Origin of the sequence: Lysinibacillus sp. A4 (assembly GCF_024919535.1) — a bacterium.
In the GTDB taxonomy this organism is placed as follows: Bacteria; Bacillota; Bacilli; order Bacillales_A; family Planococcaceae; genus Lysinibacillus; species Lysinibacillus capsici.
Map to the genome: position 1 here is coordinate 135,938 of NZ_JANWTB010000007.1, position 13,592 is coordinate 149,529.

Here is a 13,592-nt window from a genome sequence, read left to right on the forward strand (position 1 = left end):
CCTATTGATTATTTCTTCCCCTTTTTCATTCCCTTGGCTATTTGCTTCCACTTGCGCTGCTCCTCAAGTTTTGCTTGCGTATTTGTTTTGCGCTCCATATAAGCCAATTCTCTTTGCAGCTTAAAATAGCTTTGTAGACGATATTGGTCCAAGTCTCCATCTACTATAGCTTGCTGGACAGCACAATAAGGCTCTTTTTGATGTGTACAATCACGATAACGACAAGCTGTTGCTAGTTCCTCAATATCTTGAAAGCTAGAAGCTAAACTATCCCCTTGATCCCATAATTGAAGCTCACGCATCCCTGGCGTATCAATTAGACAGCCGCCAGCAGGCAATACTACTAGCTCTCGATGGGTTGTTGTATGTCGTCCCTTGGCATCATCCTCACGTATACCAGCTACTTTCATCAGTATCTCACCACATAAAGCATTTGTTAATGTGGATTTCCCTGCTCCAGAAGACCCCAATAGTGCCCCCGTGACCCCCTCTGTGAATAGCGTCTGAATTTCTTTTAGACCTTCGCCCGATAGAGCACTCGTTACAAAGATATCCACACCAAAGGCTACAGACTCCACTTCTTGTACTAAGCTCGAAACATCTTCGCATAAATCAGCTTTTGTCAGGACAATAATGGGCTTTGCCCCTGAATCCCAAGCAGCCACTAAATATCTCTCCAAACGTCGAATATTAAAATCTGCGTTCAAGCTCATAACAAGTAACACAATATCGACATTTGATGCGACAATCTGTTCTTGAATTTCCGTTCCTGCAACTTTACGTGAAAATACAGATTTTCGTTGGAATAGCTGATGAATAATTGCTCGTTCCTCTCCGGGCATTTTCTCCACTAGCACCCAATCACCAACTGCTGGATAGTCCTCCCTCGCTAAAGATGTATACGCATAATGACCAGCAATTGTCGCAAGCCATTCTCCCTCTTCAGCTAACACCCGATAAGAATGCTTATGCTCTAAAGTAACCCTTGCAGGCACACAATTTTTTAATTTAGCCTGTTTTTTCATTTCTATCATTTGCTCTTCAAAATATGTTGTAAAACCTAATGTTGTTAAATTCAATTTATTTTCCTCCTAAACGTATGATGCCTCAGCGAAAATAGTTGTCATCCGCAAGAGGCCCTATCGCAATTCACCTTTTGGAACTACAATAAAAAACCTTGTAGCTGCAATTCGGCAGTTACAAGGTTTCACAGGCACGTTTAAAAGATACACAAATACCCCAAGTTATGGCACGGCGTCACTTTGTATATTTTAGGCGTGTGAAATTGAACAAACCGGATTGCAGTTCGCTAATTACAGATCTATTCATCATGTCACATCACCTACTTTCCATTTAGTTGTTATCAATATAGCTAAATTTTCAGAAATTGTCAATTACAATATTATAAGCATTTATTCCAATCTTCCACGCATACAATGAACAAAACCATTAAATGCGAGGAGATGTTGGATTGCCTAAAATCATTTCAATTAGCACATATCAACCACCTTACACATTACAGCAAGATAACGCAGAGGAACTAACGAAAGAGCTTTTTTATGCAAAAATTCCAAAACTAGAGCGCTACTTAAAGGTTTTTGAAAATGGTGGCATCGACACACGCCATTTTTGTGTGCCAGCTGAATGGCATCGTACGAATCACTCCTTTGAAGAACGTAATAATTTATATATTGAGTTAGCTACACAATACAGTGTAAGTGTCATTCAAGCATGTTTAGCTAATACAGCTTTTTTATCCTCATCTATTCCTACTGAGGACATCGATGCCATCATTTTTGTTAGCAGTACAGGAATTTCAACACCTAGCATTGACGCACGTGTTATGAACAAGCTTCCCTTTTCAGATCGACTTAAACGCATTCCTCTATGGGGTCTTGGTTGTGCAGGAGGAGCCGCTGGTATAAGCAGAGCCTATGATTTTTGTAAAGCCCATCCACATGCAAAGGTACTTGTCGTTTGTGTCGAGTTATGTAGCCTCACTTTTCAGCCAAATGATTTTTCTAAAAGTAATTTAATTGGTGCTTCCCTTTTTGCCGATGGTGCAGCATGCATACTTGTTTGTGGGGATGAAGTAGCTATCGCAACAAAAAGGCCAACCCCTAATATTCTAGCTACAGGTTCTAAATGGATGCCAGATTCGGAAAATGTAATGGGTTGGGATGTGAAAAACAACGGGCTTCATGTCGTTTTCCAAAAAAGTATTCCTTCTATTATTACCAATTGGCTCGGACCTTTCATTGAGCAATTTTTAATGGAACAAGGACTGTATAGCGAACAATTGACTCATTTTATTGCGCACCCTGGGGGAAAAAAGGTATTAAAAGCTTACGAAGATACACTTTATCTATCTCCCCAAAAAACCGACATTTCTCGGGAAATATTGAGACGACATGGTAATATGTCATCACCGACAGTGTTATACGTATTAGAGCAGTTTATGTTAAATGAAGGACAAGTGGAGGATACAGGCTTGCTCGTAGCTCTTGGCCCTGGTTTTTGTGCAGAAGCTGTATTATTAAACTGGAGGGAGTAACATGATCTTCTATTTTATTTTTATCCTTGTCGTTCTACAAAGATTGACAGAGGTTGTTATTGCCAAGCGCAATGAGAAGTGGATGCTTTCTCAAGGAGCCTATGAAGTAGGTGCTTCACACTACCCCTATATGGTAGCCATGCATATTAGCTTTTTTCTGTTTTTAATAGTGGAAATCGTCACAAACAACAATGGTATCTCGCCCTTATTTCCGTTATTTTTTATATTATTTTTAGCTGTGCAGGCTTTAAGAATCTGGTGTATTCGCTCTTTAGGCACTTTTTGGAATACAAAGATCCTCATTTTACCTGACGCACATGTTGTTCGTAAAGGGCCATATGAATATATGCGCCATCCCAATTATGCGGTAGTTTGTTTAGAAATCCTTTTGCTACCACTCATGTTTCAGGCATACTTTACAGCATTTTGTTTTACATTACTCAATATTACAATGCTTTCTGTCCGAATACCTATAGAAGAAAAAGCATTACGAGATGCTACTAATTATAATCGTGTATTTCAAAAGAAGATTTCGGAGTCTTAGCCGAAATCTTCTTTTCTTCTTTATTGCCATTCCCAGTTAAAGGGATCTTGTAGACGTTCCCAAGGGTTCTGAAACTCTTCATTTGTTAACAAACAGTTGTCCAACTGTTTAGTGATGTCTTCTCGATCTAGATCAATGCCAATAATCACAAGTTGTGTCATTCGATCTCCGAACTCTTCATCCCAATCTTCCAATACTTCAGGGCTTTGCTGGAATACATCCTGCTGCTGGGCTTGAGAGAGTGCCGCTACCCAATAAGAGACTGGTTCAATTTTTGCAGATGACCCCGCTTGCGATAATAATAGCGCAACTTCCTGATGTCTTGCACTCCAAATAATACCCTTTGCTCGTACTATTGAATCTGGCATGTGATCACACCACTCAACAAAGCGCATCGGATGAAACGGTCTTTTGCGTTTATAGGTAAAAGAAGAGATCCCGTACTCCTCAGTCTCTGGTGTATGGTTTTCATGACCAAGCTCCAACTCCTTTAACCAACCAGCCGATTCAGAGACACGTTCAAAGTCAAAGCGCCCCGTATTTAAAATTTCAACTGGATCAATAACACCATTTGTTGTACGTATAATTTTTGCCTCAGGCTGGAATGCACGTAAAATACGTTCTAATCGCTCAAGCTCCTCTGCGGATACTAAATCGCACTTATTTAAAATAAGGACATCACAAAATTCAATTTGATCAATAAGAAGGTCTGCAACATCACGCTCATCTAATTCACCAACAGCTTCCTTCCGCTCCAATAAGCTTTCCCCAGACTGAAAATCATGCCAAAAACGATGGGCATCTACGACAGTAACCATTGTATCTAATCGACAAAACTTCGTTAAATCAATGCCAAGCTCCTCGTCTAAATAACTAAATGTTTGTGCAACTGGAATCGGCTCACTAATCCCTGTCGATTCAATCAAAATGTAATCAATATTGCCTAGCTTCGAAAGACGTTCCACCTCCTGCAATAGATCCTCTCGTAATGTACAGCAAATACAACCATTCGATAGCTCCACAAATTTCTCTTCTGTACGTGATATACCGCTACCATTTGCGATAAGCTCCGCATCAATATTAATTTCACTCATATCATTCACAATAACAGCGACACGTAAATCCTTTTTGTTTTGCAATACATGATTCATCATTGTTGTCTTACCAGAACCTAAATATCCACTCAATACTGTAACAGGAATTTTCTTTGTCATTCTTACAACTCCTCAAATCGTAATCATTACTATTTACAATTTGTAATTAAATCATATTATTTTGGAAAATGCAAAGCTTTTTATTACTAGTGAAATTAAACTTGACAATATCCAGTGAGAAATATATTGTTTAAATCGTAATAATTACTATTTAAAAGGAGGTCCTTCAATGCGTGTACAAGTAACATTAGCCTGTACTGAAACAGGTGATAAAAACTATATTACTACTAAAAATAAACGCAATAATCCCGAAAGATTGGAGCTTAAAAAGTACTCCCCTCGCCTGAAACGCGTAACCCTGCATAGAGAAACAAAGTAATATTGGAATAGGGGGTCAAGATGAGATGCTTTGGAGCACCCTCCTCTTCTTTGTGAGGGGTTGAACCTTCTTAAAAGCTTCTTATTCGAATCAAAAAAATGACTGTTTCAAGGGTACACTTTGAAACAGTCATGATGAAATTTTATAGCTAAAGCTGCTCACTATTGATTTCTAACGCTAATTCATTCAATTTCTCATCTAATTCATCGAGCATGCGTAATCTAAAATCTATTTGTTCATCAATATTAACTCCTTGTGTCATTGATGGGCTACCATCCTTAGATTGTTTCTTTAATGCAACTATTTCATTGGATAATCGCTCAATATCTAAATTTTTCATCTCTAACTCACTTAATAAATGTCGATGAAGGCTGTCCGATTCTACTTTCTCTCTATGATATTTTTCTAATGTCTCTATAATGTTCTCCATTTGTTTACTTGCCATGGTTGTATAGTCACTTAACTTTTTATCTAAGCCTTCCACAATAGACTTTTCATTCGGATCGATCGAAACCTCCTTTGATGCTTGAATTTTGTCCATCAATGACTTATTTTCAGCCCGCAATTCTGCCAATTCCTTTAATAATGTCTCAATGGATGCAATTTGCTTTTTTCTTTGTGCTTCTCTCTTCTGAATTTCTTCATCGTAAGCTTGCAATTCTTTATCAAAGTCTCTTTTCAGCTTTAGGAGCTCCATCGAAAGTTCTTTTTTATGCCTTGTTAATTGAACATTTTCTCGTTCAAGTCGAAGAACCAAAGCATAATAATCACTATCTCTAAGTCTTTTTACTTCATTTTTGTACTTGGCTAACTCGGCCCTTAAAAAAATAATCATTTGTTGGAGCTGTATTGGATCATTGTTTTTCACAATATCATTGTCCATCATCACACCCCCCTAGCCTGAATATCTTTTTAGTAAATCGACCACCTCTTCAAGCTGCTCTCTACTTTCCTCTAGTAAATCATCCAGCTGCTTCATCCATTTTTCTTCTAACTTTGAATTCTCTATTTGTTCAACATGACTCTTTTCACCTGAAACAAGATAGGCCATTAATAACTGTAATGTACTTTTTTCAAGAAAAGCAAAGCTATTATCTTGTTCATTACGACGACTTAACTGTTCCTTCACTAATTGTTGAATTACACTACCAAACTCTTGTTTTTCGTTGTCACCCATTGTCTTCCTCCTGTGTTTGGCCCATTCCATTTAGATTAATTGGATTTAAAACAACAACACCTTCTGTGAGCTGATCGCAATATGTAAAACCCATAATCGTTCCTGAATATGATAAATTGTGGGACCATTTTATTTGAAAATTGGTAAATGAAATGGTTTCATTCGGTTCGATTGTTGACTTACCAACTGGTCTCAGCCAATACTCCTCTTTGCTTGATTTGTCATTAAAACGCTCCCACTGACTCTGCCCCTGTGTTTTAAAATTTGGAGTGAAATTTTCATGAACATATCTCCCTGAAAAGTAAAACGGTGACTCCTTGGGTATTGTTATACACAAAGATGGGTTCGTGACGGCTGCACTACCCATATTACGAATATGATAGGAGCCTAAACATAAACTCTCTTGCTCAGGATCATAAGAAATATTAAGTGCAGTTGTAAAATAACTAATGAGGTTAATCCTATTCGGAATTGCTAATTCCTCAACCAATCTTTTAATATCATGAACATAGGCATTTGTTTGTTCTTTTAGTGCCTGTATCTTGTCTTCAATACGATCTGCCACTTTAAACCTCCTTGTTATTTCCATTAAAAAAAGAGAGGATTACCCTCTCTTCATAGTATGACTTTCTTCTTTTTGTTATCACAATTAACCAACAGTTGGGAAAATAACTGGGCATTGTTGTGGACGAACCGCAGTTGGACATGAGAATGGTAAGTCTGCTCTTGGTTCGCAGAAAGTTGCTAAAAATTCCACAGTAACTGGGAATGTAGATTGAATACTTTGACAAACAGCAACAGTAATTGTCAACGCAGAGAACGTGATTGTACCTGCTGCAGCACCTGTTCCAACACTAAGTGTTCCAGTTGTACAAACGAAGCAATCTAAATCTGTGTATAATATTTCAACGTCTGTTCCCTTAGGTGCACATAATGTCACTTGCTCACAGCGAGAAACTGGAATATTATTGCTTGTGAAAACAGTACCATTAGGTAAAGTAACGACAATTGTTAGAATGAAGTTCTTTTGAACATTTAGATGTTGCAGACAAACAGTTGATCCATCAATAGAGAACTGGCGATTCTCACGGTTCAGAATCACAATTGGATTTGTAGTTGCTGGAATTACTCGACAAGTAACAATAGCACCTGTTAAGTCAGTAGTTGCTGTAACACCTGGGAATGTAATTGGTCCAGTAGGTGAAATATCAAACGACATTTCTTTTACAATCCAGTCGTATACCTTATCAACATTTATACAGATTAGTTCCTGCGCCTGGGATGGCATATGCTCTTGCATCCTTTTGACACCTCCATAAAATTTTTATCTTTCGTTTGTAGCATATGTTTTTCAGCTATAAGTGCATGGGCTAACAAATAGTTACATTGGATATTTATTAAAATCAATTAAGATTTGTTTTCATACACTTCTCTCATTAACGATACGAATCAAAATGTTGAAAGAACCGTTATATTTGTAACAGAAAGTCAATATTTTTAATAAACTAATAATGGACTGAAAGGGGTGAACTACAATGGAAGAGTCAAAATTGTATACCACTCAAGAAATTGAAAATTTAAAGCAAAAAATTGAATCTTATAGAGAATCATTAACCTCGTTAAAAATGGGGAAGTCAATTGAAGATTTCCTTTATATGAAGCAGGAGTTTGATGGACTAAAAACACAGATGGCCCATTTAGAAGGGATTACAGAGACATTGGATACTAAACAAAATTCATATATAAAAGGATACGACGATCAAATCAAGGTTCTTTCAACACAGCTTGAGTCTTTGAATCAAACCATTGAAGGAATGAACCAAGAGATTTTATCAATTTTAAATAAGATATTGCCAATTAAAGGAAATGAAACAAAAACCGTACCTCCCTCCATTGACATGCCTGCACAAACTTATTCGAATCTTTTACCTAGACAACCTAGAATGACACAGACAGTAGATCAAACTACAATTACATCAGCACAACCTTCTTATAGACTACTACAAAGTGTGGCAGGTAAAGCCAAAAACCACCAACCAAATGTAAATATCGGGGGTCCCTCTCCTCAGAATGGTCTACCGGAAACTAAACCTGAAGAACGGCATTTTAATCAGCAATATTTCCAATCAATCAATACGCACCCCAGCCAAATATACAATGGTTTATACAGAAACACGACAGTCGAATCCACCTTCCATTTTAAAAATGCCATGGATGCAAAGGAAGTTCCAGTAAGTGTATATGATCCATCTGCCGTACAGCCTGCTTCAAGAGAAGAAAACATCGAGAATGATACTTTACAATCTTCTATAGTTAATGAATCAGATAGCACTAAAACTGAAACATTCAATAATCCTATGGAGGCTGTGAAAATTGAGAATGAACATAACACTCTTGAGAATCCCATTGTAACGAATGAATCGATAGAACAAGTTCTCTTGGAGCAACCTAGCGAACCTGTTAGTCAAGACATTGAAGCAATAGCTAGTGAGCCTCTCAACCCAATCATTGCAGAAACAGTAGCAGAACCTTCAGCTATAGATCATTCTCCTTCATTGGAAACAGAAGAATATGTTGAAGTGTATCATGCTGATGCAACCTATGAGGTTCATCCGTCCTTTGAAGAAGAAATCATACAACTTGAATCTGTAAACAAGCCGATTGAGGAAGAACATAAAAAGGGAAAAAACTCATTTTTCGATTTCTTTAAAAGATGGAGTTAACATCTTAAACATCCACTATGTCAAAACATACATAGTGGATTTCTTTATGTGTCAAATAAGAGCTGTCATTAAGAATTCATGGAATTTATAGGTGAAATAGATAATTGCCCTTAACCCCTAATCTGAAATGAATAGAATAATGAAGAAAGGGGGTGTAAAAATGTGTTTGAATAACTCAATGTGTGGCTGTTCAGGTAACGGTCATGGTAACGGGGAGTGTACTGCACTGGGACCTTTTGTTGCAATTGACGCTGCATGTATTACTCCACCAGTAGCTACTGGTTCTATTATCCCATTCTCATCAGGAATAACTCCTGTTGCCTTAGTAGCTGCTGCTACTGGTTTAATTGCAACTGTAAGTCTTGTAGGTTTTGGTACAGCAGTTCCAGGGATTACTCTTGCTGGCGTTAATATTGATTTAACAACTTCTGCTGCTACAGAAGCATTTACGGTTCCACGTCCAGGTACTATTACATCTATTTCTGCTACAATCTCAGCAACGGCTGCTTTAACTCTAACTGGAACAGCAACTGTCAGAGCACAGATTTACCGCGCAGTTCAAGGAAGCAATGTATTCAGCCCTACTGCAGCATTTGTTGATTTATTGCCAACTTTACCACTAATAGCATTAGCAGTAGGTACGATTGCAAGTGGTAATGCAAACGTTTCAGTACCTGTGAGTACTGGTGATCGTTTACTAATGGTATTCTCTATGACTACTACAGGAGTTGCTGCTACACTTGCTGGTAACGCAAGTGCTGGTATTACTATCGTATAAAATAAACTTAAATAAAAAATGAAAACAAGTGATTTCCTCATTAGCAGAAATCACTTGTTTTTTCATAAAACATCCATATTTATTTAACCAAAGCATTCTGAATATGTGCCAAATGATGCTTGCCATGCCATGCATAAAGGCCAATTGCATGCTCAAGAGTCGTCAGGCCTGAATCAGGATGATTAAAGGCTCTTTGTAATTGTTCCTCCGATAAGCTTGACAGTAAATAAACCCAACGTTCATGTAAGCTTTCAATCAAATTAAAAGATATTGCTACTGGCATTTCAGAATCTGGAAGCTGTGCCCATTCTGCCTCATTGTATGGCTTAATGGTTGGTACATCCTCTGTTAACGCTAGCTTAAAACGAATATAGCTATTCATATGACTATCAGCAATATGATGGACTAGCTGTGTCACAGTCCAGCCATTTTCACGGTAAGATTTTACTAAGTCTTGCTCGCTTGCACCACTTAATACCTCTGCAAGTTGTTTTGGTAACAAACGAATTTCATTAATCCACTCTAGTACTTGCTGTGAATTCATTTCTTTGGGAAATTGGAATTGTCCAATGGGATAACGTAAATCTTTCATATTGCTGACCTCCGTTTATTTTTTATATTACCAATTTAATATTTTTCTTGCTACAACCATGCACTGTAATTATCTATGTTCAATAGCTTTTCGTATTTACATATACTTTCTGAAATGGCGTCTTCAGCATCTTGTACATTTCAGAAATATGAAAGCAATACACAATGCAAGCTTACACGCGCACACCATACACCTCCTTTCCCAATACATATACAAACATCAAAAACCCTTATTTTATAAGTATAAATAATTACAAAATAAGGGTTTACTATTATTCCTGGATATCGTATATCAACGTATCAAAGTATTTTTCATTTGTATACAGTAGAATAGCCCATTCACCAGGCTTAGGAACTTTCACATGAGAAGGTGTATGAGCATCTGCTCCATTAACAGGTCCTCCGAGACCTATGCTCCAACCATTCACTAAAATCGGTTGTATGACTTTAGAGTCTCTATGGTATCCAATAACCGTTAATTCTGTATCTCGTACTTCATCTATTCCCCATAGATGCCACATCCATTTTTGTGTGCTTAAACTTGGCATATCTGCACCAATGACACCCGACTTATCAGCATTACCAATAATGCCTCTTTCACCAAATTCCTGTGCCTTTTGATTCCAATCAACTGATGCAATATCACTTTCTTGCACAAAATCAGGTAGATCCTCTGGCATTGTAACATTTGCTTTGTCTGTACAACCCACTAAAAATAATAGCAATATACATACAAATACAACTCGTTTCATAACATCCCCCTTTCTTATGAAACGTTTGTTTTAACCATATTGTTACAGATAATTCTGTAAATTACGAAACTATCATTTTATCGTACTCTTTACAATATCAACTAATGACTTTAATGGATGGAGAATTGTAATCGCCGTGTGATCTTCAAATCGTTGTGCTGCATCCACCATCGATAGCTGGGCAACCGATATGGATTTTTCTTCAGCTGACAAAGTATGCAAAGCCCTTAAAATAGCATCATCATAGGCTTCCTTTTTCCCCTGCATAATGAGATCAAATGTATGCTCAATAATTTTTCCCTCTACATCTACTGATACTCCTTGATGCTTAGCATATTGGTGAAGTCTTGCCATCGTTCCTTCGACAGTTGCAGGATTTGTAAAAAGAATAAATTGAGGCTGTTGCTTACATATACTTTCAAAATAGGGCTCATCTATCTTTATGATAGGGATCGAGGGATCGAACAAAGTTTCATCCTCTAATAAAGCAATATAATTTGTACACGTTATTAAAATGGCATCCACATCACAGCTAATTATCCATTCAATTTGCTCCTTAACTTTACGTGCTAAACCATCACTACCTTTAGACACGTGCTGTATCACGCCCGGGTCTACAAAATGAAGTATCTCTATGTCTTCAGCGCTTTGAAAAGCCTGCTCAATGTATTGTATATTGGAATAATGAGCATGCAAGCAGGCGACCTTTTTTCTCAATTAAACTCCTCCTCATTGGAAAGTCTCTTTTCCATTGTTGCTATTACTAGAGAGTTACCATTACGATTCTTCACCATTTCCTCTTTCGTTACAACATAACCTAAAGAACGATATAACTCAATATTACGTGGAACACTCATACGTACTTTGCACTGACTAATTGTAATCCCCTTCGATAGTGTATATTGTTCAAGCCAAGAAATTAGTGTTTTAGCTAAACCTTGTCCCTGTCTTTCTGGGATCACTGAAAGTCTAAAAAAATAAATTCCCTTTGTACTGAGGGTAAACCTTACCATGGCAACTGGCTGTTTTTCGATATAGCCAATAAACGCTTGTTCACTTTGCTGCATTGCCTGCTCAATAGAATCCACCGTTTCACTTAGTGCACTGGATGGTGGAGTAGCTTTTTCATATTCTTGAAACGCCTGTAGCATCACCTGATGTATAACTGGGGCATCCTTGCTCTGTGCTAAAACAATTTCCATCCTAAACCACCTCTTATCGTTTTTTATTCATAATAGTGCATATTAAAACAAAAAGAAACCGTATTATTTCGAATACGGCCTACTACTTAGTATGTTTGTCTTTCACTTTTGCTTCCTTTTCAATATGCTTTCTCGCTATTTTCAAACGTTGGATATCCTTTTTCTTAAGAGGAATAATCTCTTCCTTCATCATCTTAATATAAGAAATCATTAATAAAAGTAACACCACTGTAAAGGGTAATGCAGCAATTAACGAGGCCGTTTGTAATGCTTCAAGACCTCCTGTATACAATAAAACACCTGAAATAGCTGCCATCAAAACACCCCATACAAACTTTGATAAAATGGTGGGATTTAAAGATCCTTTTGTCGTCATACTTGCCATAATAAAGGTGGCGGAATCAGCAGAGGTAATTAAAAATATTATGATTAAAAGTATTCCAATTGTGGATGCAATCATTGAAAGTGGTAAGTGTTCAAAAAGCTGGAAAAGAGCAACCGTTACATCATTATGAACAGATTGAGCGATTTGTGCATCTTGATGTAAATCAAACCACATCGCAGTTCCTCCAAAGGTCGCGATCCAAAAGCAGGCAATGAGGGGCGGAATAATTAATACACCTATAATAAATTCTCGTATAGTCCTGCCTTTGGATACACGAGCTATAAAGGAGCCTACAAATGGTGACCAAGCAATCGCCCAAGCCCAGTAAAAGATTGTCCAATCCTTCACCCAAGTTCCACCAACATATGGCTGCAACCTTAAACTATATTGAATAAAATTTGAAATATAATCACCAATAGCTAATGTAAAGGTTTCAAGTATAAAGATTGTTGGGCCTGTAATAAAAACAAATAAGAGTAAGACGATTGCTAAAGTCATATTGACATTACTCAGAATCTTCATCCCTTTTTGTAGACCTGTTGTGGCTGATAACATATAGCCAATAAACATGATAAGAATAATGGCCACTTGCAAGATAAATGTATCTGGCAAACCAAAGACAAATGTCAAACCTCCATTTGTTTGTAATACGCCTAGCCCTATAGACGTTGCTACCCCCATGACGGTAGCAATTACTGCGAGAATATCGATCGTTCCTTTAACGACTCGATTTGTTCCAGTGACAGGCTCTAAAGCAGTGGAGATGAGCATATTTCTTTTTTTATTGAATTGTACAAAGGCCATAACAAGGCCCAATATGGCATAAACAGACCACTGGCTTAATCCCCAATGAAAGAATGAATATCCCATCGCAAGTCTGGCTGCATCCGTTGATAGAGGCTTTGTGTCACTGAATGGAGGTGAAAAGTAATGACTCATTGGCTCAGCTACTCCCCAAAAGACCAAGCCTACGCCAAGTCCTGCGGAAAAAAGCATGGAAATCCATGTTAGAAAGCTAAATTCAGGTCGACTATCTTCTGTCCCTAAACGAATAGTGCCATATTTGCTAATTGCCAGTCCGAATAAAAAAAGAACGATAATAAAGACTGTCAATAAATAAAACCAGCCGAAATAATCCGTAGTCATATGAAATACGCTGTTTGCTACGTTCTTAAATTTTTCTGGTATCGTTGCTCCAATAATGACCAAAAGAAATATTACACCACTAGAAATCAGAAATACTGGGTTTTTTAAAATTTTATTTTGCATACAGTGCCTCCATTTATCCCAGACAGATGACCAAATTTCCTTTATTATGCGTATCATTCGTTAATTTTATTAATAAATAAAAAA

16 protein-coding genes are annotated in these 13,592 nt (G+C 37.4%); 5 read left to right on the plus strand and 11 right to left on the minus strand.

Features of this window, described 5'->3' with window-relative positions:
• Nucleotides 1–8: 8 nt before the first annotated feature.
• Complete coding sequence (gene rsgA / locus NY607_RS15630; protein WP_004231826.1) at nt 9–1,079, minus strand: ribosome small subunit-dependent GTPase A; 1,071 nt, start codon at nt 1,077–1,079, stop codon at nt 9–11.
• A gap of 392 nt (nt 1,080–1,471) precedes the next feature.
• On the opposite strand from rsgA, the gene NY607_RS15635 reads away from it, so the two are divergent.
• Together NY607_RS15635 and NY607_RS15640 are read left to right on the plus strand one after the other, a co-directional pair.
• Entirely contained in the window at nt 1,472–2,554 is a 1,083-nt protein-coding gene (locus NY607_RS15635) for a type III polyketide synthase (protein ID WP_259419940.1), read from the plus strand.
• Between the two features lies 1 nt (nt 2,555).
• Complete coding sequence (locus NY607_RS15640; RefSeq protein WP_112116796.1) at nt 2,556–3,098, plus strand: isoprenylcysteine carboxyl methyltransferase family protein; 543 nt, start codon at nt 2,556–2,558, stop codon at nt 3,096–3,098.
• Nucleotides 3,099–3,118: 20 nt separating this feature from the next.
• Here NY607_RS15640 and NY607_RS15645 read toward each other — a convergent pair whose 3' ends face one another.
• On the minus strand, nt 3,119–4,312 hold the full coding sequence (locus tag NY607_RS15645; protein WP_259419941.1) for a GTP-binding protein: 1,194 nt from the start codon (nt 4,310–4,312) through the stop codon (nt 3,119–3,121).
• Nucleotides 4,313–4,481: 169 nt separating this feature from the next.
• Here NY607_RS15645 and rpmG point away from each other — a divergent pair, with 169 nt between their 5' ends.
• Complete coding sequence (gene rpmG / locus NY607_RS15650) at nt 4,482–4,631, plus strand: 50S ribosomal protein L33 (RefSeq protein WP_004231780.1); 150 nt, start codon at nt 4,482–4,484, stop codon at nt 4,629–4,631.
• Between the two features lie 148 nt (nt 4,632–4,779).
• Here rpmG and NY607_RS15655 read toward each other — a convergent pair whose 3' ends face one another.
• The 4 genes from NY607_RS15655 to NY607_RS15670 all read right to left on the minus strand — a co-directional run bounded on the left by NY607_RS15655 (nt 4,780) and on the right by NY607_RS15670 (nt 7,108).
• Nucleotides 4,780–5,514 (minus strand): hypothetical protein, encoded by a 735-nt coding sequence (locus NY607_RS15655; protein WP_259419942.1) that lies wholly within the window; start codon nt 5,512–5,514, stop codon nt 4,780–4,782.
• Nucleotides 5,515–5,526: 12 nt separating this feature from the next.
• Complete coding sequence (locus tag NY607_RS15660; protein WP_112116799.1) at nt 5,527–5,808, minus strand: hypothetical protein; 282 nt, start codon at nt 5,806–5,808, stop codon at nt 5,527–5,529.
• The gene (locus NY607_RS15665) at nt 5,801–6,373 is read right to left on the minus strand and encodes a hypothetical protein (protein WP_259419943.1); all 573 of its coding nucleotides are present in this window, start codon (nt 6,371–6,373) and stop codon (nt 5,801–5,803) included. The genes NY607_RS15660 and NY607_RS15665 overlap by 8 nt, the downstream gene beginning before the upstream one ends.
• Before the next feature lie 84 nt (nt 6,374–6,457).
• Complete coding sequence (locus NY607_RS15670) at nt 6,458–7,108, minus strand: BMQ_0737 family morphogenetic spore coat protein (protein ID WP_004231775.1); 651 nt, start codon at nt 7,106–7,108, stop codon at nt 6,458–6,460.
• Nucleotides 7,109–7,343: 235 nt separating this feature from the next.
• Here NY607_RS15670 and NY607_RS15675 point away from each other — a divergent pair, with 235 nt between their 5' ends.
• The gene (locus tag NY607_RS15675; RefSeq protein ID WP_259419944.1) at nt 7,344–8,531 is read left to right on the plus strand and encodes a hypothetical protein; all 1,188 of its coding nucleotides are present in this window, start codon (nt 7,344–7,346) and stop codon (nt 8,529–8,531) included.
• Nucleotides 8,532–8,691: 160 nt separating this feature from the next.
• On the plus strand, nt 8,692–9,309 hold the full coding sequence (locus NY607_RS15680) for an exosporium glycoprotein BclB-related protein (protein WP_259419945.1): 618 nt from the start codon (nt 8,692–8,694) through the stop codon (nt 9,307–9,309).
• A 79-nt stretch (nt 9,310–9,388) separates the two neighbouring features.
• On the opposite strand, the gene NY607_RS15685 is transcribed toward NY607_RS15680, so the two are convergent.
• From NY607_RS15685 to NY607_RS15705, 5 genes are all read right to left on the minus strand, one after another.
• Complete coding sequence (locus NY607_RS15685) at nt 9,389–9,901, minus strand: YfiT family bacillithiol transferase (protein ID WP_259419946.1); 513 nt, start codon at nt 9,899–9,901, stop codon at nt 9,389–9,391.
• 271 nt (nt 9,902–10,172) lie between these two features.
• On the minus strand, nt 10,173–10,652 hold the full coding sequence (locus NY607_RS15690) for a DUF4871 domain-containing protein (RefSeq protein ID WP_259419947.1): 480 nt from the start codon (nt 10,650–10,652) through the stop codon (nt 10,173–10,175).
• A gap of 72 nt (nt 10,653–10,724) precedes the next feature.
• Nucleotides 10,725–11,369, minus strand: coding sequence for an aspartate/glutamate racemase family protein (locus tag NY607_RS15695; protein ID WP_259419948.1), 645 nt, complete (start codon nt 11,367–11,369; stop codon nt 10,725–10,727).
• On the minus strand, nt 11,366–11,854 hold the full coding sequence (locus NY607_RS15700) for a GNAT family N-acetyltransferase (RefSeq protein WP_048394093.1): 489 nt from the start codon (nt 11,852–11,854) through the stop codon (nt 11,366–11,368). Before NY607_RS15700 ends, NY607_RS15695 begins: the two co-directional genes overlap by 4 nt.
• Before the next feature lie 82 nt (nt 11,855–11,936).
• Nucleotides 11,937–13,508 carry a BCCT family transporter gene (locus NY607_RS15705; RefSeq protein WP_259419949.1) on the minus strand — a complete coding sequence of 524 codons (1,572 nt, stop codon included), beginning with the start codon at nt 13,506–13,508 and terminating at the stop codon, nt 11,937–11,939.
• Nucleotides 13,509–13,592: the final 84 nt, after the last annotated feature.